This window comes from Streptomyces sp. AV19, assembly GCF_015999245.1.
Classification (GTDB): domain Bacteria; phylum Actinomycetota; class Actinomycetes; order Streptomycetales; family Streptomycetaceae; genus Streptomyces.
This window is the reverse complement of record NZ_JAEAMR010000006.1, coordinates 246,107-269,261: the sequence shown is the minus strand read 5'-3', so window position 1 is coordinate 269,261 and position 23,155 is coordinate 246,107. Positions and strand designations below refer to the sequence as shown.

20 protein-coding genes and 1 pseudogene are annotated in these 23,155 nt (G+C 70.9%); 9 read left to right on the top strand and 12 right to left on the bottom strand.

Translation table 11 applies throughout. From position 1 onward, the window contains the following. Positions 1-3: 3 nt before the first annotated feature. The 3 genes from I5Q34_RS09015 to I5Q34_RS09005 form a co-directional block, all read right to left on the bottom strand. Positions 4-324 carry an antibiotic biosynthesis monooxygenase gene (locus I5Q34_RS09015; RefSeq protein WP_199891664.1) on the bottom strand — a complete coding sequence of 107 codons (321 nt, stop codon included), beginning with the start codon at positions 322-324 and terminating at the stop codon, positions 4-6. A gap of 166 nt (positions 325-490) precedes the next feature. Next, complete coding sequence (locus I5Q34_RS09010; protein ID WP_199891663.1) at positions 491-733, bottom strand: DUF6255 family natural product biosynthesis protein; 243 nt, start codon at positions 731-733, stop codon at positions 491-493. After that, complete coding sequence (locus I5Q34_RS09005) at positions 733-1,602, bottom strand: ATP-binding protein (RefSeq protein ID WP_199891662.1); 870 nt, start codon at positions 1,600-1,602, stop codon at positions 733-735. Before I5Q34_RS09005 ends, I5Q34_RS09010 begins: the two co-directional genes overlap by 1 nt. A gap of 198 nt (positions 1,603-1,800) precedes the next feature. Between I5Q34_RS09005 and I5Q34_RS09000 the strand changes: the two genes are divergently transcribed. The 5 genes and pseudogenes from I5Q34_RS09000 to I5Q34_RS08980 all read left to right on the top strand — a co-directional run bounded on the left by I5Q34_RS09000 (position 1,801) and on the right by I5Q34_RS08980 (position 4,287). Further along, positions 1,801-2,652, top strand: a complete 852-nt coding sequence (locus I5Q34_RS09000; protein WP_199891661.1) for a helix-turn-helix transcriptional regulator — start codon at positions 1,801-1,803, stop codon at positions 2,650-2,652. Then, entirely contained in the window at positions 2,568-2,837 is a 270-nt protein-coding gene (locus tag I5Q34_RS08995) for a DUF397 domain-containing protein (protein WP_374192990.1), read from the top strand. Before I5Q34_RS09000 ends, I5Q34_RS08995 begins: the two co-directional genes overlap by 85 nt. A gap of 40 nt (positions 2,838-2,877) precedes the next feature. Further along, positions 2,878-3,042 (top strand): annotated as a pseudogene (locus I5Q34_RS08990) (DUF397 domain-containing protein); the annotation flags it as partial. A 32-nt stretch (positions 3,043-3,074) separates the two neighbouring features. Beyond that, entirely contained in the window at positions 3,075-3,638 is a 564-nt protein-coding gene (locus I5Q34_RS08985; protein ID WP_277965407.1) for a sugar O-acetyltransferase, read from the top strand. Positions 3,639-3,726: 88 nt separating this feature from the next. Next, the gene (locus tag I5Q34_RS08980) at positions 3,727-4,287 is read left to right on the top strand and encodes a hypothetical protein (protein ID WP_199891658.1); all 561 of its coding nucleotides are present in this window, start codon (positions 3,727-3,729) and stop codon (positions 4,285-4,287) included. 76 nt (positions 4,288-4,363) lie between these two features. Here the strand turns inward: I5Q34_RS08980 and I5Q34_RS08975 are convergent, their stop codons facing one another. After that, complete coding sequence (locus I5Q34_RS08975) at positions 4,364-4,822, bottom strand: hypothetical protein (RefSeq protein ID WP_199891657.1); 459 nt, start codon at positions 4,820-4,822, stop codon at positions 4,364-4,366. A gap of 139 nt (positions 4,823-4,961) precedes the next feature. Further along, positions 4,962-6,281: a DegT/DnrJ/EryC1/StrS aminotransferase family protein gene (locus tag I5Q34_RS08970; protein WP_199891656.1), complete on the bottom strand. Its 1,320-nt coding sequence runs from the start codon at positions 6,279-6,281 to the stop codon at positions 4,962-4,964. Positions 6,282-7,139: 858 nt separating this feature from the next. Here I5Q34_RS08970 and I5Q34_RS08965 point away from each other — a divergent pair. From I5Q34_RS08965 to I5Q34_RS08950, 4 genes are all read left to right on the top strand, one after another. Further along, the gene (locus I5Q34_RS08965) at positions 7,140-8,630 is read left to right on the top strand and encodes a phage tail sheath subtilisin-like domain-containing protein (protein ID WP_199891655.1); all 1,491 of its coding nucleotides are present in this window, start codon (positions 7,140-7,142) and stop codon (positions 8,628-8,630) included. A 16-nt stretch (positions 8,631-8,646) separates the two neighbouring features. After that, complete coding sequence (locus tag I5Q34_RS08960; RefSeq protein ID WP_199891654.1) at positions 8,647-9,087, top strand: phage tail protein; 441 nt, start codon at positions 8,647-8,649, stop codon at positions 9,085-9,087. Positions 9,088-9,118: 31 nt separating this feature from the next. Next, positions 9,119-10,408, top strand: a complete 1,290-nt coding sequence (locus tag I5Q34_RS08955) for a phage tail sheath subtilisin-like domain-containing protein (protein WP_199891653.1) — start codon at positions 9,119-9,121, stop codon at positions 10,406-10,408. Positions 10,409-10,470: 62 nt separating this feature from the next. Next, the gene (locus I5Q34_RS08950; protein WP_199891652.1) at positions 10,471-10,899 is read left to right on the top strand and encodes a hypothetical protein; all 429 of its coding nucleotides are present in this window, start codon (positions 10,471-10,473) and stop codon (positions 10,897-10,899) included. A 1-nt stretch (position 10,900) separates the two neighbouring features. Here I5Q34_RS08950 and I5Q34_RS08945 read toward each other — a convergent pair whose 3' ends face one another. The 7 genes from I5Q34_RS08945 to I5Q34_RS08915 form a co-directional block, all read right to left on the bottom strand. Then, positions 10,901-12,319, bottom strand: a complete 1,419-nt coding sequence (locus tag I5Q34_RS08945) for an ATP-binding protein (RefSeq protein WP_199891651.1) — start codon at positions 12,317-12,319, stop codon at positions 10,901-10,903. Continuing rightward, positions 12,316-12,978 carry a DUF4255 domain-containing protein gene (locus I5Q34_RS08940; RefSeq protein ID WP_199891650.1) on the bottom strand — a complete coding sequence of 221 codons (663 nt, stop codon included), beginning with the start codon at positions 12,976-12,978 and terminating at the stop codon, positions 12,316-12,318. The genes I5Q34_RS08945 and I5Q34_RS08940 overlap by 4 nt, the downstream gene beginning before the upstream one ends. Further along, a complete protein-coding gene (locus I5Q34_RS08935; protein ID WP_199891649.1) occupies positions 12,975-16,691 on the bottom strand; it encodes a hypothetical protein in 3,717 nt (1,238 codons plus the stop codon). Before I5Q34_RS08935 ends, I5Q34_RS08940 begins: the two co-directional genes overlap by 4 nt. Positions 16,692-16,706: 15 nt before the next feature. After that, a complete protein-coding gene (locus I5Q34_RS08930) occupies positions 16,707-19,865 on the bottom strand; it encodes a baseplate J/gp47 family protein (RefSeq protein ID WP_199891648.1) in 3,159 nt (1,052 codons plus the stop codon). Positions 19,866-19,952: 87 nt separating this feature from the next. Then, positions 19,953-20,483 carry a phage tail protein gene (locus I5Q34_RS08925; protein WP_199891647.1) on the bottom strand — a complete coding sequence of 177 codons (531 nt, stop codon included), beginning with the start codon at positions 20,481-20,483 and terminating at the stop codon, positions 19,953-19,955. A gap of 37 nt (positions 20,484-20,520) precedes the next feature. Then, positions 20,521-22,617 carry a hypothetical protein gene (locus tag I5Q34_RS08920; protein WP_199891646.1) on the bottom strand — a complete coding sequence of 699 codons (2,097 nt, stop codon included), beginning with the start codon at positions 22,615-22,617 and terminating at the stop codon, positions 20,521-20,523. 104 nt (positions 22,618-22,721) lie between these two features. Continuing rightward, complete coding sequence (locus I5Q34_RS08915) at positions 22,722-23,120, bottom strand: GPW/gp25 family protein (protein WP_374192992.1); 399 nt, start codon at positions 23,118-23,120, stop codon at positions 22,722-22,724. Positions 23,121-23,155: the final 35 nt, after the last annotated feature.

Below are 23,155 nucleotides of genomic sequence, written 5' to 3'. Positions count from 1 at the left end.
CCGTCAGGCGTTCTTCGGCGCCGCGGTCTGGACGACCTCGAAGGCCTTCAGCTGCGCGCCGGTGGCCGCCGGCTTGCGCTGCTCGCCGTCGCCGCCTTGGTGGCCCTGGCGCATCGTGCCGTTGAACCACTTCTGGTAGTCCTCCTCGCTGCGCCAGCGGGTATAGACGAAGTACTCGTCCGTCCCGTCCGAGGGACGCAGCAGCTCGAACCACTCGAAGCCCTCGGCCCCCTCCACGAGCCCGGCGCGCGCCGCGAAGCGCTCCTCCAGGACGTCGCGCTGGTCGGCGGGGACGGTCAGGACGTTGATCTTCACTACGCTCATGCTCCAATGGTGCCCGATGTCCCATGTCGCCGGTGTCGCGGGGTGCCGGGCGGGACGCGATTGCCGGGGAACCCCGCAGACCTCGCGCCGGGCTCCGGCGGCGGCGCCGTCCCGCACGCCTCCTTCGAGGCACCGTACGTTCGGGATTCCCCCACTCGTCGGGGACTCAAGAGCCCGGGTCGAACATCGCGCCGCCGCCCTGCGCCCAGAACGCGATCGCCGCCGCGCGCTCTGCGGGGTTCCGGTCCTCCGGTGACGGCCTCACCGCGTGCGGCGCCTCCGGCGGACGCAGCGCCCCGTAGTCCGTGAACCGGCGCGTGCCGCACCGCGTGCACCGCTCCTCGCCGTTCTCCGATTCCCAGCCCGAGCGGTGCTGACAGTTGTCCATGAGCCTGCCGACCGAGAACATCAACGCCCCTTCGTGGTTGCACCCGCGAGGATCGCTTCCCTCAGTGACGTATCCGGAATCGCGCCAACCGGAATCCATCCGGCGTCCCGTACGGCCGACAGTGTCTCGAAGAGGTACCAGAAGCGGAGGCGGTGGGGTGATCGCTGTTCGATCCACAGCGGCGGGGGCTTCCCCGGGCCGAGGACGAGCCCCGTCCCACCGGCGGCGACGCGGATGGCGGCGTCCGTCAGCGAGACGTCGCGCGGCGTCAACCCACCGAACAGCAGGCGGGCTTGGCCACCGGCGCGTACGACCGATCCGACGGTCACGCGGAGGCAGCGGCGGGTGCAGCGTCCGCCGCCGGCCCGGTGGTCGCACGCGCGGTGCGTGTACCGGACGACGTCGCGCAGCCGCTCGGGGCGTGCGAGTCCGTACCGGAAGATCTCGCGGACGATCTCCGTCCCGTCGACGGCGGCCCGCGCGGTGCGCGGGAGGTCGAGCAGGCAGTGGATCTCCTTGCCACCGTCCGGTGTCGGCACGACGTGCCAGCGCTCGCCGGTGAGCGCGCCGACGAGGGCCAGGCCGCGGCCTGTTGTCGCGTCGGCGGACGGATCGCGTCTGACAGGCAGGGCGCGGTGCGCGTCGCGGACGCGGATGTGCAGCGCGCGGGTTCGGCGTTCCACGCGAAGGGTGCAGCGGCGGTCGGGGACGTGGGTCACGACGTTGGCGAGGAGCTCGTTGACGACGGTCAGGGCGTCGTCGATGGTGGGGCCGTCCAGGCCCCATTCGCCCAGCTGGGCGTGGACAGCGTGCCGCGCTGCGTGCAACGCGGCCGGAGTCAGTGTCAGCTCCAGCGTCAGCTGCCGATCGGAGAGTTGAGTGCGGATCATCACGGCCCCTCCAAGCCCGAAGGGCAGGCGCCCGGGCAGGGTTGATGGACTCGACGCACACCGGCTGCGCGGTGTGACGGAGCCGATACTGGACCAGAGCGAGGCGGGCGGGCAACTATTCCCGCCACGGGCACCCCTTCCCGTGAAACTTGGCATATGACAGCGTCGAGGCGCCCGAGGATGGGCCATCATGCCCGCATGGATCAGAGGAACATGCCGACCATGCGCAGCAAGCGACTTGGCAACGAACTGCGGCGCCTACGAACGGGGAAGGGCCTCACTGTCTCCGAGGCGGCGAAGCAACTGGGGTGCGGCCAGCCCAAAATCTCACAGATCGAGAACGGCAATCGGGGCGTCAAACAGGGGGATCTGTCACTACTCCTCGACCTTTACGAGGTGGGGGACGACAAGTACCGCCAGCGCCTCAAGCGACTGGCGCTCGACGTGTACAAGGTCGACTGGTGGACGTCGCAGGGGCCCTTGATCGACGCTCTCGGCGACTATCTGACGCTGGAGTCCGACTCAAGCCTGGTCCGGGTGTACGAACCGATCCTCGTGCCAGGTCTTCTGCAAACCGAGGCGTACATGAGGGAGTTGTTCACCCATCGCATGGCGCCGGACAGAGTCGAATCGTTCGTCGATACACGGATCAAGCGCAAGGAAGTTCTGGACGACCACTTGGGGTTCAGGTTCCGTACGGTTATCGACGAACCAGCCCTGCACCGGATCCCCGGTCCTCGAACCCTGGTGGCGGAGCAACTCCGGCTCCTGGTCAGCGTCGGGCTCCGCCCCAACGTGACCGTGCAGGTCCTACCCATGAAAGCGAAGTTCTCGGTCAATCAATTCGCCCCGTTCCACCTGTTCACCTTTCGTGGTCAATCATCGATCGATGTTGTGTGGTTGGAGCATCTGAAGGGTGGTACGTTGCTGGAACAGGAGCCCGAGGTGCAAGCGTACGCAGACGCATGGGCGGAACTGACAGCAGCCGCGCTCTCGCCGACCGATTCAAGGCGATTCATCGACGCGCTCATCGAGGAAAACAGACCATGACCAGCCATACGCTCCCCTGGCACACCAGCAGCTACAGCGGAAGCGCCAATGCCTGCCTCGAACATGCGGGACTCCGCAACGGCGATCAGGCTGTTCGCGACACCAAGGACCCCGCTCGTCGCATAACTCTCCACTTCGGCCATGCCGCGTGGGAAACCTTCATATGCGCCCAGAAGGCACAGTAACGGGATACTCCATGACGAGTGAGCCTCCGCCTGGCACACGAGCCGCTACAGCGGCGGTGACAACAACTGTGTGGAGCACGCCAGTCTGCAAGGCCGGCGTCAGGCCATAAGGGACACCAAAGACCCCGACCGCCGCATCACTCTCCACTTCGACCCCGCCACCTGGCGCCGCTTCATGGACGCCCAGAAGGCCAGGTTCTCTTGACTGCGCTTGTTCCGTTCAGGAACGTTGCGCCCGTGGGCGAGAACAGAGACCGTATGCTGGCAGGCGAGTGGTTCGTCCCCGACGACCCCGTACTCGCCGAGGAGAGCCGACGCCGGGCCGAGCTGTGCACCGCGTACAACTCCGCCGCACCGGAGGAATTCCCGTGCATCCTGCGGGAGTTGCTGGGATCCGTCGGGGACGGGGCGCGGATCCGGCCGCCATTCCACTGCGACTTCGGCTACCACATCTCCATCGGCCCCCGCACGTTCGTCAACTTCAACGCCGTCTTCCTGGACTCCGGGCCCATCACCATCGGCGCCGATGTGCAAATCGGGCCGAACGTCCAGCTCCTGACGCCCACTCACGCGATGGAGGCGGACCGGCGCCGCGCCGGCTGGGAGAAGGCGGTGCCGATCACGATCGGCGACAACGTCTGGCTCGGCGGCGGAGTGATCGTCTGCCCCGGCGTGAACATCGGCGCGGACACCGTCGTCGGCGCGGGATCCGTCGTCGTCCGCGACCTTCCGCCCGGCGTGCTGGCTGTCGGCAACCCCGCCCGGGTGGTGCGGACCCTGGACACCCGATCGAGGCAGTAACTGCACAAAAATTCTCCATAACATGGGGCATCGCCTCACCAATATGCTATTCCCGACATCCTCTTCGGGAATCCGTACGGGAGGCCCCGTGTCCGCACCCCGCACCTTTTTCGCACTCACCGCTGCCGCGCTCGCCCTGGCGGCCACCGCCGTCGGCTCCACACCCGCCGTGTCCTTGTCCGAGGACGGCGGCCCGGAGCCCGAATTCGCCCAGTTGTCCTCGGGGGTCGATCAGGTTCAGGACGGCACGGTGAAGACGGTCCAGTTCGAACAGGCCGATGCCTATCACGGCGTCGAAGTCACCAAGGAATCGGTCACGGTGCGGCGCACGGGGACATATCTGATCGTCGTCGCGCCGCAGGTGTACACGGACAACGGCGGGGTCCAGGAGGGCAAGGACCCGACGACGGGCTGCGTGGACACCTGGTTCTCGATCAACGACCAGTCGCTGCCCAACAGCGGCGTCCGCCTCTGCCAGGCGGCCACGCACAGCACGCACGTGGTCGTCTCCCAGTCGGCGACGCGGCTGAAGAAGGGGGACACGGTCAAGGTCAGGGCGAAGGGCGACGGCGTCCGCTTCAACGCCGTCCAGCCCTCGGAGGGCCCGCTGATCCCGAGCGTGATCCTCACGCTCACCCGGCTGTCCTGACCGGACGGGACAGGACGGGGCGGCGCGACGACGGGGTGACCGTCCGGGCGGCGGACGGTCACCCCGTGGTCACTCGTTACTCCGTGGGGATCGGGCCCGCGTACTCCAGCGTCCAGGTCTCCTGGAACTCGGGCTTGGGGGCCACGAGTTCGATCTGCGCGCCGCGGTGGCCGGCCCGCAGGGCGAGGCCCTTGTCGGACAGGATCTTGATCCCGCCGATGACCCGCTCGAAGGTGAACTTCGCCCACTCGGCGCGCGGAACGCTGTTGACGAACAGCTTGTCCTCGGGGACGACGAGGCCCGCGGCGGGGTGGTGGGCGAGGTGGACCACGTACGGCGACCCGGGCACGGGCTCCTGCCCGGTCTCGGGGTAGTCGATCACCCACTCCTGCTCGATCGGGAGCGGGTTGAAGCGGTCGGTGATGACGGGGGCACCGTGCTTCACGGCGTACTCGGTGGCCGTCAGCAGACTGGTGGGGCCGATGATGTGCGCGTGGATCTTGTACGTGCCGGGCTTCACCGGGATCGGAGCCATGGACGGACTTCCTCTCTCCACGATGCGCAACGAGGGATGGCCGGGTGCCATCGGCGCACAGGCCTCCCACCTTCGGGGCAGCTTCGGCCCTGACGCAGGGTCAGATACGGCCGGACCGATTACGGCGCGGACCGTTCGGTCACAGGTGCGAATGCGATGACCATGGGTCGGACCGCCACCGTCGCAGCCGGTCCGCACCTCGGGCAATCTTCTCCAGCGCCTGCGGCAGGTGCTCCTCCGCGCCCGGCCGCAAGGTCGCCGCGTGCGGAACGACCACCGAAGTGCGGTGCAGCGTCGCACAGTTGGGAAGATCGGAACGCGCCGGATCGATGGCGTTCCAGTACGCGGCCGAAAGCCAGTGCTTGCGCTTGGTGCGGGGACGGTAGAAGGGGGAGTCGCCGAGCGGGCGGTAGCAGGGCTCGACGGGGGCGGAGAGTTCGGCGGCCAGGGCGGCGCGGAAGGTCTCCACGGGGACGCCGTTCAGGGCCCGTTCGTCGTAGGACGCGGCGAACGCGTAACCGGGCGGGCGGCGGACGCCGGGGAGCACCCGGGCCGGGCGCAGGAAGCCGCTCCGCTCGGCGGCCTCGCGCCAGGCGGCGACGACGCGCTCGCGGCGGTCGCGCTGTTCCTCGAACCGGTCGCACTGGGCGAGGAGTACGGCCGCCTGCCACTCGGTCATGCGGTGGTTGCCGCTCTGGACGGGGCGCCAGAAGGGGGGCGGGACGTCCGACGGCGGCCGTCCGCTGTCGCGCAGACTGCTCAACTGGTCGGCGAGGACGGCGTCGGAGGTGACGACGCATCCGCCCTCGCCGGCGGTCAGCGTCCGGCTCGCCCCGAAGCTGAAGACGGACATGGTGCCGAACGCGCCCGCGCCGTGCTCCTCCCACCGGGCTCCGTGCGCGTGGGCGCAGTCCTCGATGAGGGCCAGGCCGTTCTGGGCGGCGAGGGCGGTGAGCTCGGTGAGGTCGGGCATCGTTCCGTACAGGTGCACCGCGATCACGGCCCGGGTGCGGTCGGTGATCGCGGCCGTGACGGCGGCCGGATCGAGGCACCAGGTGTCGGGCGAGACGTCGACGAGCACGGGGACGGCGTTGGCGTCGAGGACGGCGCCGGCCGTGCCCTGCTCGGCGAGCCCGGGGACGACGACCTCGTCGCCGGGCCCGAGCCCGAGGGCCTCGCAGGCGAGCTGTAGGGCGACGGTGCCGCTGGTGACGCAACGGACGTGGGACGGCGACGGCAGGGCCTGGAGCTCGGCGAAGCGGTGCTCGAAGCGGGTGGTGCGGGGGCCGGCGGGGGTGGACCACCTGCCGTCCCGCAGGACTTCCTGGAGGAGGCGGGCCTCCTCCTCGCCCCGCTCCGGCCAGACCGGGGGGTCGGGGGCGACGGGGCGGCTGCCGCCGGTGAGGGCGGGGTGGGGGTCCGCGTGGAGGTCTGCGTGGAGTGCGGCTGTGTCGGGCATGGGGCGCACCTCCGGGCTCGAATTCGAGCGTGACAGGGGGTGGGGGCGGATGTCCAATAGCCGGTGCGATAACGCCGGGGCATGAATGGGTTGTGCCCCCGGCCCGCCCTTTCACCGTTTCTTCCGGGGCTCCGCCCCTCGGCCCGGCACCGCGCTCCGCGCGGTGAGGCGGGGGCTCCGCCCCCTGCACCCCCTTTTCGGGGCTCCGCCCCGGACCCCGTATCGCGGCTCCGCCGCTCGTCCTCAAACGCCGGCTCAACGAGCCGACCAGCCTCAAGTGACACCACATGGATCACGCGACACTAGGGTCGACGAAGACACTGCGTGGGCGCGAGGCTCAGCGGGGATGGGTGGCCCGAGGCCTGCTTTCGGGGTGCGTGAAATACGGCACACCCACGCGTTTCGCGTGAACGTCGGTCTGACGTTTCCTCACGAACGCGGCGCCTCGTCGAATATAGCGCACGGTTGATCGCTCCGTGTTAACCGTTCAACCTTGAACCAGGGCCCGTTGGCCGGAAATCGGCCCCGAGTGCCGCGCCATGTGCGACGGGTCCGCCTGTGCCTGATTCCCGTATTCCGGTTCGCGCGGGAATGCTTGCTCATATGAATGCGGCGCAGGGTATCGGCATTCGAAAGTCTGGCATCCCGCCGGAAATGCCCTCCCTGCCGGTCGCGCAGACGCCCTGATCGCCCACTCCTTGCCAGGGGCAAGTGAAGCAGGCAACTCACCTGGGCATGTGGTGATTTCACCCGGAAGAGTGGTTTGGGGTGTCCGTGAGGTGACAGTGCGCCGTGGTGCGCCGGTGTGGGTACGGCTGTCCGGAGGTGTACCAGACGCCTCACGAAGGGCAGAGTCGTATGGCCGCAGATCTCCCGGCGCCCGGGGTCTACGTCAAGGAAATCCCCAGCGGATTACGGATCATCACCGGAGCGGGCACGTCCACGCCCGCGTTCCTCGGCTACCCGGTCGTCCGGCCCGAAACCGGCAGTACGCCGCAGCCCGTGCGGAGTTGGAACGAGTTCGTCGACGCGTTCCACTTCCGCTCCGGGCTCACGCCGAAGGAGGTCGATGAGGCGCTGGCGCCTCTGAAGCAGCCCCAGACCGACTTCAAGGACGCGGACGACACCCTCAAAGGTCAGGCTGTTCCCGAGCACATCTCCGCCGAGGACTACGCGCGCTTCGGCACGTTGAAGGAGGCGTTGGGGGCGGGCCGTGAGCTGCCCGAAGAGGACAAGAAGTTCGTCGACGACACCGTGCTGAAGGTCAAGGACCTTGCGGGGCACGCCAACTGGGAGGCCAAGGGCAAGCCCTGGTGGCCCGTGGCCGCGCGCTGGCGCGAGCTCACCGGGCTCAAGGAAAAGCTCACGGCAGGGCAGAAGTACGCGCTCGCCGAGGCGGTTTACGGCTTCTTCGCCAACGGCGGGACCAAGTGCTACGTCGTCCCGCTCGACCCCGGGAACAACAACCTCAAGGCGGAGGTCGACTCCGGCCTGACCGGGCTGCTGACCGTCCCCGACGTCCATATGGTCGCCGTCCCGGACCTCTGGACGAACAACCAGGCCGCGGCGGCTGCCCGGCCGGTCATCGACTCCGTCGTGCAGCACTGCACGAGGATGCGGAACCGGTTGGCGATCGCGGAGCCTCCGCCCGGCAGCACGAAGCCCACCGAAGCCATCGCCTTCGCCGAGGAGTTGGCTTCGCACACCACGGACGACGCTGCCTTCACCACTCTCTACTACCCCTGGGTCACCGTCCCCGGGTTGCAGGGAGTGTCCCGCACCGTGCCGCCGTGCGGACACATCGCGGGAGTCTGGGCGCGCACCGACGCCGAACGCGGTGTGTTCAAGGCGCCCGCCAACCAGAACCTCCGCGGCGTCCTGTCCGTGCCCACCATCCTCACGGACGGGCAGAACGGGGAGCTGAACGAGAAGGGCGTCAACTGTCTGCGGGTGTTTCCCGACCGTGGTCTGTTGGTGTGGGGCGCCCGGACGCGGTCGAGCAGTCGTGACTGGAAGTATGTGAACGTGCGTCGTCTGGTGTCGTTCCTGTCCGATTCGATCCGTCAGTCGTCGACGTGGGCGGTGTTCGAGCCGAACGACGAGCGGTTGTGGGCGACGTTGCGGCATTCGGTGTCGTCGTTCCTCACCGACCAGTGGCGCCAGGGCGCGCTCGTCGGTCACAAGCCCGACGAGGCGTTCTACGTGATCTGCGACGACACCAACAACAGGCGCGAGTCCATCGACGAGGGCAAGGTCGTCTGCGACATCGGCGTCGCGCCCGTACGCCCCGCCGAGTTCGTGCACTTCACGATCACCCAGATCGCCGGGCAGCCCGGCAAGACCAGCTGAGCCAGGAGGACCGCTCATGTTGACCGGTGACAGCTTCAGCAGCAGCACCTTCGCCGTCGAACTCGGCAAGTTCCAGGTGGAGACCGTCCAGAGCGTCTCCGGGCTCCAGTTGGAGCAGGACGTGGTCGAGGTCCGGCAGGTGTCGCCCACAGGCGAACTCCTCGTCCGCAAACAACCCGGGTCCCGGAAGTCGGGCGAGATCACCATCACCCGCGGCATGGACAAGAGCACCGCCTTCACCGACTGGATCAAGGCGACGCTCGTCAACGCCGACCTCGACAGCGCCCGGCAGAACATCACCATCGCCCTCAAGGACGCCAAGAAGCAGACCGTCCGCCGCATCCATCTCAGCAACGCCTGGGCGTCGCGCTGGGAGGGGCCGTCGCTGGGCGCCGCGGAATCCGGTCCCGCGACGGAACAGGTGACCATCACCTACGAGGACATCACCGTCGAGTAGTTCGGCTCGTCCCCACCCTCAAGGAGCGCAGATGCCCGATCCGAACCCTCCGGGAGTCTTCGTCAAGGAACTCCCCAGCGGAGTACGCACGATCACCGGGGCGAGCACGTCCGTTCCGGCGTTCCTCGGCTACACGAGGGTCTCGCCCAAGGACGGCACGGATGTGACGCCCAGGCCGTTCACCGAGGCGGAGCGCAAGTTACCGCAGAAGATCGGAAGTTGGCGGGAGTTCGCGGCCCGCTACAGCATGGCGGGGATCGCCGAGGAGCTCGCGGAGACGGACGATTCGACCCTCATCCCGACCTTGGAGCGGTGCTTCCCGCTGGCCGAGGCGGTCTACGGGTTCTTCGCCAACGGTGGACGGACCTGCTACGTGGTGGGCTTCACCAACCCCGCGAACGCCGTGATCCCCACGGAGCTCAAGGGCGACGTGGACGCCCGCACGGGCCTGGCCGGTCTGGAGACCGTCCCCGAGGTCACCATGGTCGCCGTGCCCAGCCTCTGGGACATGACGAAGGCCGCGACATCCCTCGACCCGCCCGACCAGAACGAGGGCAAGGCCAGGATGGACGAGGTGCTCAAGCACTGCACCGAGCAGCGCAACCGGCTCGCGATCCTCGACCCGCCACCGGACCTGGAGTCCGGTGACATGAAGGCCTTCGCCGGGGAGCCCGGCTCGTCCGACACCGACGCCTTCGCCACCCTGTACTACCCGTGGATCACGGTGCCGGGCGTCAACGCCGAGGAACGCACCGTTCCTCCCTGCGGACACATCGCGGGAGTCTGGGCGCGCACCGACGCCGAACGCGGCGTCTTCAAGGCACCCGCCAACCAGAACCTCCGCGGCGTCCTCAAGCTCGACACCCTCCTCACGGACGACGAGCACGGGGAGCTGAACCAGGCGGGCGTCAACTGCCTGCGCGTCTTCCCCGACCGGGGCCTGCTCGTGTGGGGTGCCCGGACGCGGTCGAGCACCCGTGACTGGAAGTACCTGAACGTGCGCCGCCTGGTGTCGTTCCTCTCGGATTCGATCCGTCAGTCGTCGACGTGGGCGGTGTTCGAGCCGAACGACGAGCGGTTGTGGGCGACGTTGCGGCATTCGGTGTCGTCGTTCCTCACCGACCAGTGGCGCCAGGGCGCCCTCGCGGGCCGCACGCCGGACGAGGCGTTCTATGTGATCTGCGATGCCACCAACAACAGGCCGGAGAGTATGGACGAGGGCAAGGTGGTCTGCGACATCGGCGTCGCGCCCGTACGCCCGGCCGAGTTCGTGCACTTCACCATCACCCAGATCGCCGGCCAGTCCGGCCAGACCAGCTGACGGCTCGCCCGCCGGCCCCGCTCGGGCGGGGCCGGCGGGACCGCCCGGCACGAGGACCCCACATGGCCCGACTGTTACGCGCAGGCGACCTCGTCATACCCCAGCCGTTGATCGTCCCGTCGGGGACACTCATCCCGGTCCCCACTCCGCTGCCGGGCTCCGCCGGATTCCTGGTGGAACACCAACCCGCGTGCGTACCCGACGACATCGAGCAGCTGAGGATCTATCTCTCGTACTCGACTCCGGCGTACCCCGTCTTCGGCGCGGGCGAGGCACGGCTGCGACTGACGCCCGCCCACCGCTCCCGCCACGCCCGCACCAACCACGGCACCGAGGTCGTCCTCGACGGCGGCCCCCTGGAGCTGGTGTTCACGCCCATGCTCCCCGCGTCCAACCCGGCGGGACAGACCGACCCGTCCACGGAGTACACGGGCAAGGCCGTGCTCGTCCTGCCCCCGACCCGCGCCGTACTGGCCGGATCCCAGGGCTGACTCAGCCCGGCGGCAGCACCGACTCGTCGAAGTAGCGTCCCAGCTTGCCGTATTCGTCGCGCACCGCGTCCAGCAGATCCCCGGTGCCCACCGGGCGGCCCGTCTCCGCCGCCCGGTAGGCCGCCGTCAGGGCGCAGCAGCGGATGGCGCCCCCGGGCAGGTCGAACGCGTCCGCCAGCAGCTCCAGATCGAGCTCCGGCGAGCGGGGCAGAGCATGGCCCAGACAGCGGTCCCACAGCGCCCGGCGCTGCTCCGCGGCGGGCAGGCCGAAGGGGACGACGAGGTCGAGCCGGCGCAGGAACGCGGAGTCGATGTGGTCGTGCACATTGGTGGTCAGCACGGTGAGGCCGTCGAAGGACTCCAGGCGCTGGAGCAGGTACGCCGTCGTGGTGTTGGCATAGCGGTCGTGCGCGTCGACGGGCCGGGACCGCTTGCCGAAGACGCCGTCCGCCTCGTCGAAGAGCAGCAGGGTGCGGTCGGGATCGGCCCCGGAGAAGAGGAGTTCGAGGCGCTTCTCGGTCTCCCCGATGTACTTGTCGACGACGGCGGAGAGATCGACGATGCGCAGCTCCAGCCCCAGGTCGGCGGCGACGACCTCGGCGGCGAGCGTCTTGCCGGTGCCGGACGGACCGCTGAACAGGGCGCTGACGCCCCGGCCCCGTCCGCCGCCGGGACGCATCGCCCAGTCGCCGAGGACGCGTTCGCGGTACCGGACCCGGCGGGCGAGGTCGCGCAGCAGCGCGCGGGGACGCTCCGGCAGTACGAGGTCGTCCCAGCCCACGGCGGGGACGACGCGGCGGGCCAGCCGATGGGACGGGTCCGGTGGGGGCGGCGGGTCGCCGAGGCCCAGGAGGTGATCCGTCACCCGGTCGGGGACGTGCAACGAGCGGGTGAGATAGGGGCGTTCGGCGTCCCGCACCTCCAGCAGTCCGCGCGTGCGGAGTGCTCCGGCGGGGTCGAGGACCGCGCGTCCGCGCGGGTCGGAGGGGCGCAGCCCGCACAGGTGCAGGGCCAGGCCGACGGTGGCCCGGCGCAGGGTGACGTCGTCGTTGAGGTAGCCGTAGCAGCGTTCGTAACGCGGGTCGAGGTCGGGGGCGAGGGCCACCAGCAGGAGGTCCGTCTCCAGCGGGGAGAGGGCGAGGTCCCGCAACGGCGTTACGGTTCCGGTCCGTTCGGCGGCGTCGAGCTCTTGGGCGGCCCGCTGTTCGGCCTCGTCCGGCGGCAGTGGCGTGGGGACGGTGCGCAGCAGGTGCGGCGCCAGGTCGTCGGAGACGTACAGGCCGCGGAACGGGTCGTCCAGCGGCTGCGGATCGCCCTCCGCGTGGGCGGCGACCGCCCGCCGGACCCGGTACCGGAGGAGATCGAGCCGGGCCAGCAGGGCGTCGGCGGGGCTGGGCGGGCGGACCGGGGTCGTGGTCATGCCCGCGGCTCCCCGCCCGGCCGCGGCCGGTGGTCCCAGATCGGGGGCGGGTCCGCGCGGGGCAGTTCGACGCCCAGGATGAGCGGTTCGTCGACATCGGTGACCCAGTACCGGTAGTACTCGACGGCGAAACTCAGCAGCGGCACGGTCACCGTGACATGGAGGGCGGGGACGAGCGCGTGGCCGACCGCCGACCACAGCTCCTGGACGGCCCGGTCATCCACGGGCGGCAACCCGACCTCCAGTCGCGCGCACAGCCCCGTCTCCTCCGGCACCTTGGGCAGTTCGAGATCGAGCTCCGGGTCCGTGGACAGTCCGGTCAGCAGCTCGCCCAGCATCCGGTGGGACGTCATGGGGTCCGGGGCCCACGCTGTGATCAGGTAGGACAGCCGGGTGTAGCGGGGCGGGTCGTGGTGGGCCAGCTTCACCAGCCTGCCGGAAGGGGAGTCCGGCAGCGGACCGATGCGGTGGACGAGCCCGGTCGTCCTGCGGTCGAGGTCTTCACGGATGTCGTGGAGGTAGATGCCGACGGTCTCCGTGCCGATGGTTCCGCCGGGCGCCGTGCCGGACGGCGGGCGGAACTCGACGGCGTAGGTCTCGGGGAAGAGGAGGTCCTGCCGGACGCGCTTCTCCAGCGCCCTGTCGACGACGTCGATCACGATGCGGTCTCCTCCGCGGGGGCCGCCACCACGACCTCCCGTACGTCCATGCCGGCATCGAGGGCGGGGCCGACGGGAACGTGCTCGGCCATGTCGGCGACCACCAGGTCCGGGGCGCCCGCGTCCACGACGTACAGGCGCCTGCCCGCGGTCCCGGGCCGCAGAGCGAGACCCGCGAGGGCCGTGCCCGCCCGGACGGTGTGGCGCACGCCGCCGCTCGCGGTGTCGAGCACCAGCAGGTCGCCGCTGTTCTCACCGGTCACGTACACCGACCTGCCGTCGGGGGAGACAACGAGCCGTCGGGGAGTGAAGGTCCCGGGCAGTCGCCAGGCGTCCCCGAGTACCTGGGGGGCACCGAGTCCGAGACCGGCGATCCGTTCCCGCCGAGCGAGCCACGCGCCATGTCCGTCGGCCCGGAAGGCGACGGCCCCGGCCCCCGCGGACACCGTGCCCGCCCACTGCGGCCGGGCGGGATCGGTGAGGTCGATGAGGTGGACGCCCTGATCGTCCGTGCTGACATAGGCGTGCCCGCCGAGCGGGTGGACGCGGACGGACCGGGGCCTGCCGGGCAAGATCAGCTTGGCGCGGGGACGTTCGAGGGGTGCGTCCGAGGGGAAGACGGACAGCTCCAGTACGTGCAGGGCGGTTCCGTCTGCGCCTTCGGCCGTGAGCGCGTAGAGGTGGCCGGGGCCCATGGCCATGCTCCGGATCGCCGGGAGGGGCGTGGGGAAGGTGTCGGTCACCAGGGGCGCGGCGGCCGTGGCGACCGTGAGGGCCCAGAGCACGCTCGCGTCTTCCTCGACGCCCGCCGCGTAGCCGTGGGTGCCTTGCGGATGCAGGGTGACGGCGGTGGGCATGTGCTTCCCGGGAAGCGGAAGAGGCGTGCCCAGGGCGGGTGTTGCGGGATTCTCCAGGCTCACGACATGCAGTGCGGGCTCGCTCGGATTCAGGGTGCCGGAAAGGTAGGCGAATCCGCCGTCGGGGTGGATCGCCACGTCGCATAGAGCTCCCGGTACGGGGAGTGGCCGCCCGTCGTCGGTGCCGGTGAGCTTGACCGGGTGCAGCGCGGCCTCGTGCACACGGTAGGCGTACGAGTCATGGGGGTGGACTGCCAGTGCCAGGGGGGTGGTCGTGTCGGCCGTGAGGACGGTGTCGTCCGTCAGCCCGGGGCCCCGGCGGAGGACGGAGACGGTCTTGTCGCCGGCGCACGTCACGTACGCGCGCAGTCCGTCCGGGGCGCAGGCCACCCCTACAGGGTCCGCACCGACTTTCAGAGTGGCCGTCCGCTGCGCGGTGGCGAGGGAGGCCCAGTGAACGGAAGGGGCCTTCGGCGAGCAGTCGGTGACGTATGCGTAGCGACCGTCAGGGGTGCATGTCACTTCCCAAGGGCGGGAATCGCCGGGTGCCCCGACCGGGACGGGGGTGACTCCGGTGCCTCGCACGATGATCTCCTTCCGGGCCGGGGCGGTGATGTAGAGGGTGCCGTTGCCGCGGTCGGACACGATCGTCCAGGGACGGCCGGGGAGGGGCTCGGGCTCCGATACCGAAGCCGCCTTGAGCCTGGACGGGTCGAGGGTTACGGAGGTGAAGTTCCCTTTGTCCTCTGCGTCCTGGCCTATTTGGCCGACCACGTACAGCGTGTCCGTCCCGTGGCAGGCCACGCCGCGTACGCCTGGGATCTCAAGCCCGTCCACCTTGGTCATGGCGGTCTCGCTGCCTCTGTTCCGAGGGACAGGGGCTCCGTACACGAATCCCGCCCGGTAGCGGGTCGCGTACAGAAAGGCGCCGTCCGGGGACAGAGCCAGGGACGAGGGAACATGCTCGCCGCTGTCGTGCTCGATGGTGAGCCAGCAGTCGAATGTCACTTCGGAGTTGTCGACGACGGTGAACTGGGCGATCCGGCCCTGGTTCGCGCTCGATACGAACAGCTTCGCCGTTTTCTGCTCCTCACCGGACAGGGCCAGTCCGTGCGGCTGGGTGAGATCGCTCCGTTCGATACCCGTTTTGAACACCCAGGCGTTGCCGTCCCAACGCAGGATGGATACCTGTGGTTGGCCGTCACGGCTGTCGTAGTTGGCGACGTACAGATGGTCCTTCCCCGCCGAGAGCGCCATCTCGTGCGGACCGGTGAAGTGGCCTGTGTCCTTTTCGATGTGCCTGACGAATGTCCAGTGCGAATTCCTTCGCTGCAGAATGGAGACGCGCTCGTTTTCCGGGTGGCCCGGTTCCGCGTAGTCCGCGACATAGAGGGTGTCACCGTCGACGGCCAGGCCCACAGGGCGGCTGCACCGGGTGGCGTCCTCGCCGATGGTCTGCCAGGTGTCCTGGAGGCCGATCAGGGAGGCGGTCCCGGTGCCGGAGTCGGCGGTGACCGCGTACCGGCCGTCCGGGGTGACGGCGACGCCGTGGGGCTGTGTGCCCTCGGCCAGGGCGATGGCCTTGGGCGTCACGGTGGACGGGGTGCCGAAGTCGCCGTCCGGCGGGCGGAGAACGAGGAGCCGGCCGGTGTCCGGGCTGGTGACGCAGGCGAGGCCCGGACCCGTGGCGATGCCCCAGGCCTTGGTCCCCTCCGGCAGGGTGATGATGCCCCTGTGGGTGGCCGTGCCGAGATCGGCGACGGCGACTCGGTTTGCCGACTGGTCGGCGGTGCAGGCCCACAGCCCGTCCGGGGTCACGGCCGTGCCGAAGGGTTCGGCGACGGTATCGACGGCGATGCGGTTCCCGGCGGCCGGTCCCACGCGGAGGGTGTGGAGCTTGCCGGTCGCCTGGTCGGTGACGTACAGATACCGCCCGTCGGGGCCGGTCGTCAGACCTGAGGGCAGTACGCCGACGGGGACATCACGGCGTGCGGCGGGCGCGGCCGGGGAGACGGAGCTGAGCACGCCCGTGGTCCGGCTGAGGACATGGGCCTCGGTGCCGTCGGGGGAGAGGAGGACGGCCGAGGGGCGTCGCACGACCGGCAGCACGGTGAAGTCCCCGAGCTCCCCCGTGCCGTTGAGCGCGGCCACCCACAGCTCTGCGGTGCCCTGATCCGCGACCCAGATCCGGCCGCCTCCGACGGCGACGGCCCAGGGGCCGGGGCCGACGGGATGGGATGTCGGCTCCCTGGCGCCGGAGAGATCCACGACCACGACGCCGGCCTCGTCGCACACGGCGTAACCGACATTCCCGTCCTCGGAAACGGCCATCGCCCGGACGGGCCCCGGCATGGGGACGCGGGTCGCCTTCGGCGCACCCGGTGTGCCGACGTCGACGATGTACAGCACGCGGGCCGCCGCCTCGTCCTTGTCGTGCGCGGCGCAGACCCATCGGCTTTCGGGGGCGCTCGCCAGCGCGAACGGCCCGTTGCCCACCTGTACTCGGCGGTCGTCGCATCCCTCCTCGTCCAGGACGTGCACGACGTCCTCCGCCCAGGCCGCCACACAGACCTGCCCACCGTGCAGCCCGGCGGCCACGGCGCAGGGAGCGCCGGACAACTCCACCGTGGTGGAGCCACCGTCCGGGGCCAGGACGGACAGGGTGCCGTCGTCGTATCCGGCGACATACGCCCGGCCGCCGTCCGCGCCGAGCGCCAGCGCGCGCGGCCCCTTGCCCACGGGCACATCGGTCGGCGCACCCGGCGTGCCGTCCGCCCCGAGCGCTGCCGTCACCAGGCGGTCCCGCGCCCAGTCGAGGGCGAGGACCCGATGGCCGGCTCCGGTCTTCCCGTCCATGAAGTGCCTCTCCAATCAAGGGGTTTCGGCGACGGTGACGCGGTGCTCGACCGAGTACACGGTCTGCTCGCCGCCGCAGTCGATGCGCAGCGCGGTACCGACGGGCTCCCTCGTCCGCATGTCGGAGCCGTGCAGCACCACGGAGTCGACCCGGGCGATCCCCTGCACCCGCTCCAGAACGCGGTACGCCTCACCGGCGTACACCGGCCGCCCCAGCGGCCAGCCCTTGCCGTCGGGGCCGCCGTCGACCGGGTTGAACCAGTGGTACAGCGCCCGTTCGGCGGCCGCGGCCAGGGCCGCGCGTTCCGTGGCCGTCAGATAGTCCTCGGGTACGACCCGGGCCTCGCTCCGGATGCCCAGATAGTGCGGGGTCTCCAGCCACACCGGGACGCCCGCGGGGTGCAGGGGGCGCAGGGAGCGCTGCATCGTGTCGTAGGCGTCCTGGGTGGGTGTGAGCATAGGGAAGGGGAACCAGCCGCGGTCGTCGGTGGTGACGAAGGGGACGACCTTCAGCCGGACGCCGGCCTGGAAGGTGCCACCGCTGGTGTCGGTGAAGCCGTCGGCGCCCCTGGCGGACATGGTGGTGTTGTGGACCGACACCGATCCTGGAGGGGGGTTCCAGTCGGTTCCCACGGGTATTCCGTTGCCCTTGGCGCCCAGGGTGGACCGGTAACCGGCCACGAAGACACATGAGTTGCGCGCCGGGATCTTTCCGTGCTGTTTCTTCTGCCCGGTCCCGTCGGGGACGGCCGGGCCGAAGTGCAGGTGCCCGGTCGCGGCGTTCAGCACGACGTGCTTGTCGTTCTCGCCGGACTTCTCGAAGGACTCCTCGACGGTCCACTCCTCGCCGCCGACCGAGACGGTGGCGGGCAGTTCGCACAGCCGCGGGGTCATGAGGGCGAGGACCTGTCCCGGCTCCTTCTCCCCGGTCTCCGCCGAGGCGCCGGGGTGAACGGCGTACTGCAGGGCCGTGACGGGTTCGGTCATGCCGTCGTCGAAGGTGATGGCGTACGTGGTGGAGTCCTGCCCCTTCGGGTCGCGGATCTGGAGGGCCAGCCAGGCGCCGTCCTCGTCGACGTAGCCGTCCCCGCGGCGGGCCACGGCCTCGTCCACGTGCGCGGCGGGGCGGTCGGTCGCGGGCCGCCAGCGGGGAGAACCGCCCAGCCGGAGGAGATGCGTCCCGTCGGCGCCGGCGGGCCCGCAGGCATAGGCGGCGGGGACGTCCGGGTCCCACCAGGGGAGGCCCTTGCGCGGGAGGAATGCCGAGAGCGCGATCCTGTCACCCGCCTCGATATCGCGGTCCGGCCGTACTCGGACGGTGAGTTGTCCGAGCTCGACGCCCGCGGGGATGCGGACCAGGGCCAGGACGACACCGCCGCCGTGGTACGGACCGCTGACCCGCCCGTCCCGCCGGTAGTCGCCGGCGGCGAGCGCATCCCGGGCTCCGGTGACCCTCGGGTCCGGGAACAGCCGTGCCGCGCCTGCGGGCCGGGGTCGCCCCTGTACGGCCTCGGCCTGGGTGGTGAACGCCTTGTCGCCGTCCCGGGTGGTGAGCTCCGTGTCCTTGGGGAGGGAGTCGGCGGACGCGTCGAGCACGAAGCGGAGCTGGATGGCGGCGGGTTGGGCCAGTATGTAGTTGTGCGCCGGGTCCAGCGCCGTGTCGGTGTCGGTGCGCACATGATGGATGCGGGCCATGCCGGCCGAGGCGGCCAGGGCCAACTGCTCGTAGTCGGCCGGGGTCACGGCCCGCTCCGGCACCGGGGACCCGAGGGGCAGCCGTTCGGCGCACTCGGCGGGCGTCTCGGCGTCGGTGCCGCCGGTGGCGGGCCCGGGATTGGTCACGGCGGACACATAGGGCAACGGGGTGCGCAGCACCGTGATGGTCCGGGCGGGGACGTTGCCCCGGGCCCCGCCTCCGGTCAGATACCGCGGCGCCCGGACCGTGGCCCCCGTCGGCAGGGGCGCCCCGTGCCGCAGCGCTCCCCGGCCCACCCCGACGACCGGGGCGAACACGGCCTCTCCGGTCCGGGCGTCCAGGGTGAAGTGACGGTCGTCGGGGCCCGATCCGGCGAGCGAGGGCACGTACATCCAGCGGAACGTCCGGCCGTCCTCCGTGGCCTCGACCGCGAGGGTGTCGGTGGCGCGCAGCATGGGCGGGTGGGCGAAGCGCAGCCGTTCGCCGGGGGCACCGGCCGCGATGCCCAGTTCCTCGTCCAGGATCACCTGGGCCTGCACGACGGGCACGGTGACCGACAGGGCGGGGGCCAGGGCGAGCGCCACGACGTCCTGCCCCGGCGGCCGGAGCCGGATCAGGCCGACGTCCCGTAACTGGCCTATGGGCGTGGTGCCTTCGGGGTCGGGCGGGTCGAGGAGCAGCCGGGCGGGGGCGTGGGTGACCGGCACGTCGAGCGTGATCCGTACCCTGCCGTCCTGGGTGCCCTCCCGGCCGACGGCGTGACACTCGACCCAGTGCGTGCCCTGCCACGCCTCCCAGACACCGGCGTCCGACGCCACGAGCGGCGGGCCCGGGGCGATGTCGAGGGCGATGCGGGTGCCGGGGACCGCGACCGACAGGACGGCCAGGAGGTAGGTGACGGGTTCGGGATCGGGGGACGGCAGGTCGCCGGCCGGTGGAACGTACTCGTAGGAGGGGAGGTTGAGATGGAAGGGCGGCCCGGCGAAGGTGTCCGCCGTCCGTTCCGCGAGCGTGTCGAGGCTGCCCTCCAACGCGCCGCCTCCCGCCGCCCGTTGCGTGAACCGGCCCGCGGCGACCAGGACGCACGGATTGATGATGGCCTCGGCCACGGTGCTGAAGAGCACCGGTTCCCCCGCGCCCGCCGGAGGGCTGGTGGAGACCTCCAGCCCCACGGGAATGCGTACGGGTTCGGGCGCGGGCGCGGCGAGCTGGAACAGCACGTCGGTGCGGGCGGGCGCCGCCGGGTAGGGCCGGGGCCCCAACAGGGCCAGCAGTTCCAGCCGGTGCCGGTCGGGGGCCCGGTTGACCCGGTCCCGCAGCGCCTCGGCCATGTCGGCGCACGACTCGATCAGCGCCCGGCCCGGGTCGGCGGGGTTCCGTCCGGTCCAGGCGGGCAAGGCGGTGTTCACCGCGCGGACCGCGTCACCGACGATGTCCGCGCGGTCGCGTCCGTCGTACGCGGGGATCGGCAGCGTCATCCTGGAGGGCTCCCTGTGGACGGATCGGACGGATCGGATGGATCGGATGGGTCGGATGGGTCGGATGGGTCGGATGGATCGTGCGGATCAGTGGTGACCGCCGGTGATGACCACGGTCTTGAAGGGCAGGTGCGCGGGGCAGTGGGCGGCCACCAGCCGTGTCAGCCGGCGTTCCGCGGTCAGGCGGTCCTGGTCGGCGCGCAGGGTGAGCGTCACGGTCAGCATCCGTCCGGCGGGCGGGCGTTGGTCGCCGTGGAAGACGCCGCCGAGGTCATCGAGGTCGAGGTGCCACGCGTAGATCTCCTCGGCCTCGCGCAGCAGGGCGTGCCGGGTGCCCCGGTGTGCGGCGAGCCATGGTGCGAGGGCGATGGCCGTCCTCCGCTGGAGCTCGGTCCAGTCGGGTTCGACGCGGGCACCGGTGATGCGGGCCAGCCAGTCCAGGAAGGGGGAGGGGGCGGTCCAGGGGTCGAGGAGCCCGGCCAGCCCGTCCAGGCATTCCTCCGAGGGTGCGAGGGCGGCGCCGATGCCGCCGGCGAAGGCGTGGGTCACGTGATCCTCGCCGTAGACGGCGGGCAGGGCCGGCGGGTGCGGGACGTCGTGCGGACGGTCGTCGGACATGGGCCCCCTTTCTTCCTGGAGTTCGGGCTTCCGGAGTTCAGTCCGTCACCTCGATGTCACAACCCCTCAGCAGTACAAGGCCGTTGTCGGGCACCTCGGAGACCGGTCCGCTCACCTCGGCATCAAGGACCGCGCGGATCTCCGGCACCTCCTCCAGGGCCGTGAGGACGTCGCTGGCGTGGACGCGGCGGCCCCAGGGCCACCCGCGTCCATCCGGTCCGCCGGCCGTGGGGTGGAAGTACCGGGACAGCGCTCGTCCGGCGGCCGCCTTCGCCTGCTTGACGCCGTCCCGGGTGTAGGTCCAGGCACGGACCCTGGCCCGGGCCCGGAAGAGCCGGTAGTCGGGGCGGGCGACCTGGAGCCGGTCACCGAGCAGCCGGGCCCCGTCCAGCAGGCCGAAGGTCTCCTCGCGCATCGCGTCGGTCACCTCCAAGTCGGCGTCGCCCGGCGGGATTCCGGGGTCGGCGGGGAGATGGGGGACGAGCAGCACGCGCAGCGCAGCGTCCTCGGGCAGCCACAGGGTGGACTCGGTCCGGGGGCCCTTGAAGAAGTGGAAGACCCCGCGCAGGGTCACGACCGCGTCGGGGTTCCGTACGCAGTGCGGGGACAGGTGGGGGAAGGACTCGGCGATCAGGGACCGCACGCCGCGTCCGCCCGACGGGTGCAGGCGGCCGTCCCGGTAGGAGAACCGCCGGTGGTAGAAGGCGTCGTCCCGGAAGAAGAACACCTCGTAGTCGTCGCTGTCGTGGGCGATGGCCGCGACGGCGTCGACTCCGGCGCCGAACGGGTCGGGCAGGCCGGGCAACTCCTTGGTGATGCTCTCCGGTTCACCCCCGGTCCAGGCGCAGCGATCGCCGGAGAACCACAACCTCGGTCCGGCCTGCGTCAGTTCGAGCACCGCGTCGAGACGTTTCCTGGCGAACTCCGGCGGATCGTCCTGGGCGGTGGGTTCCGCGATCGGGTTCAGCGGCACACTCCGGTGAACCACGTCGCCGTTCGCGTCCAGGTAGTAGTGCACGGCCCGGTCGGGATCGCGCACGGCGACGGCGCACGCCACGACGGCGTCCGGACGCGCCGGCGGGCACAGCGGCGCCGGCACCCGGGGGTCCTCCGGCCGTACGCTGTCCAGCACCCGGGCGCGGGAGACGGTGAACGCCTGCTCGGCGAGGATCCGTTCGTGGTCGGCGGCGGTCACCGCCCGCCGTGACGGCGCCAGTCCGAGTGCCGCCCGCTCCAGTGCCCGTCGCCAGTCCTCCGCGTCCCGGCCGGGCGCGACCACCTCCTCGACCACGGCGAGCAGGATGCCCACGGGGAGTTCCGTCCCGGGCGACACGACAAGTTCCGTTCCCGGTGACACACCGTCCCGGGCACCCCGGCAGGCGGTATAGGCGACGCGGACCGGCGCGCCCGGCAGCGGCACCATCCCCAACTGCCGTCCTCCGCCCGCGAGAGGAACGAAGGGGCCGAACACCACGTCCCCCACCGCGTCGTCCCACCAGTAGCAGGGGGTCTCCGGCCCGGCTCCGGCGAAGGACGCGACGGGCTGCCACACCGTGCCGTTCACCTTCACCTCGGTGAGCGGGGACAGCGGAGGAACCGGAGCGGGCGCGGCGGGGCTCCAGGGGCGGCGGGACGGGTTGAACCGCTGCCCGGATGTCCCGTCGGACACCCCGAGTTCCTCGGTGAACGCCTCCGGTTGCTCCACGGCTCCGACCGCCGCCGAACCGTTCGCGGGCACCCGCACCGGAGCCGTCGTACGGAGCACGAACGGCCGCTCCCGGGAAGCGGTCAGCCGGGTCCCGGCGGGAACTACCAGATCCTCTCGTACGGAGTCGGTCCGGGTGAAGCGGACGACGGCACGCAACGGCACCGCCGCCATCGGCGTGATGCCCATCAGCGCCAGCAGCCGGGAACGTTGCACCGGCGTCATGCGGTTGGCGCGGTAGACCAGTGCGTCCACCCGGCCGGCGCATGCCTCCAGCAGCGTGACACCCGGGTCCGAGACGTTGTGGTCGGTCCAGGCCGGCGACCGGGACGGCAGCGCGCGCTTGGCGGCGTCCACCAGCGCCTGGAAGCGGACGTCGTCGAGGTCGGGGACCGGTACTGCGTTTTCCCGGGGGACGCCGGACCCCACAGCAGCTTCGCTGCGGGCCGGACCCCCGGCCGGAACCACAGGTCCACGGAGTGCGCCGGCCCGGCGACGCGAGGTGAATCCACGTAACTCCTGCATGCGGGCCGTCACCCTTCCTGGGGCAGGGTGTAGAAGGGGAAGACCAGATTGCGCGGCTCGTTGGTGTCCCGCAGCCGGTAGCGGACGTCGATGTAGAGCACGCCCTCGTCCGTGCTGTCCGTGCTGAACAGCAGGTCGTCGAGCTCGATCCGCGGCTCCCAGCGCTCCAGCGCCCGGCGTACCTCCGCATCGGCCCGCGCCACCGTGGTGGCGTCCAGCGGGTCGAAGGCCAGCCCGTGGACGCCGCAGCCGAACTCCGGCCGCATCGGCCGCTCCCCGGGGGTGGTGCCGAGCACCAGGCGGATGGCCTGGGCGACGTCCTCGCCCCCGGTGGCCAGCGCGACCTCGCCGGAGGGGGTGAGGGCGGCGGGGAAGGCCCAGCCGGCGCCGATGACATCGGTTCCCACGCGGTCCATGCTCGCGTTCACCTCCGTGCAGTCAG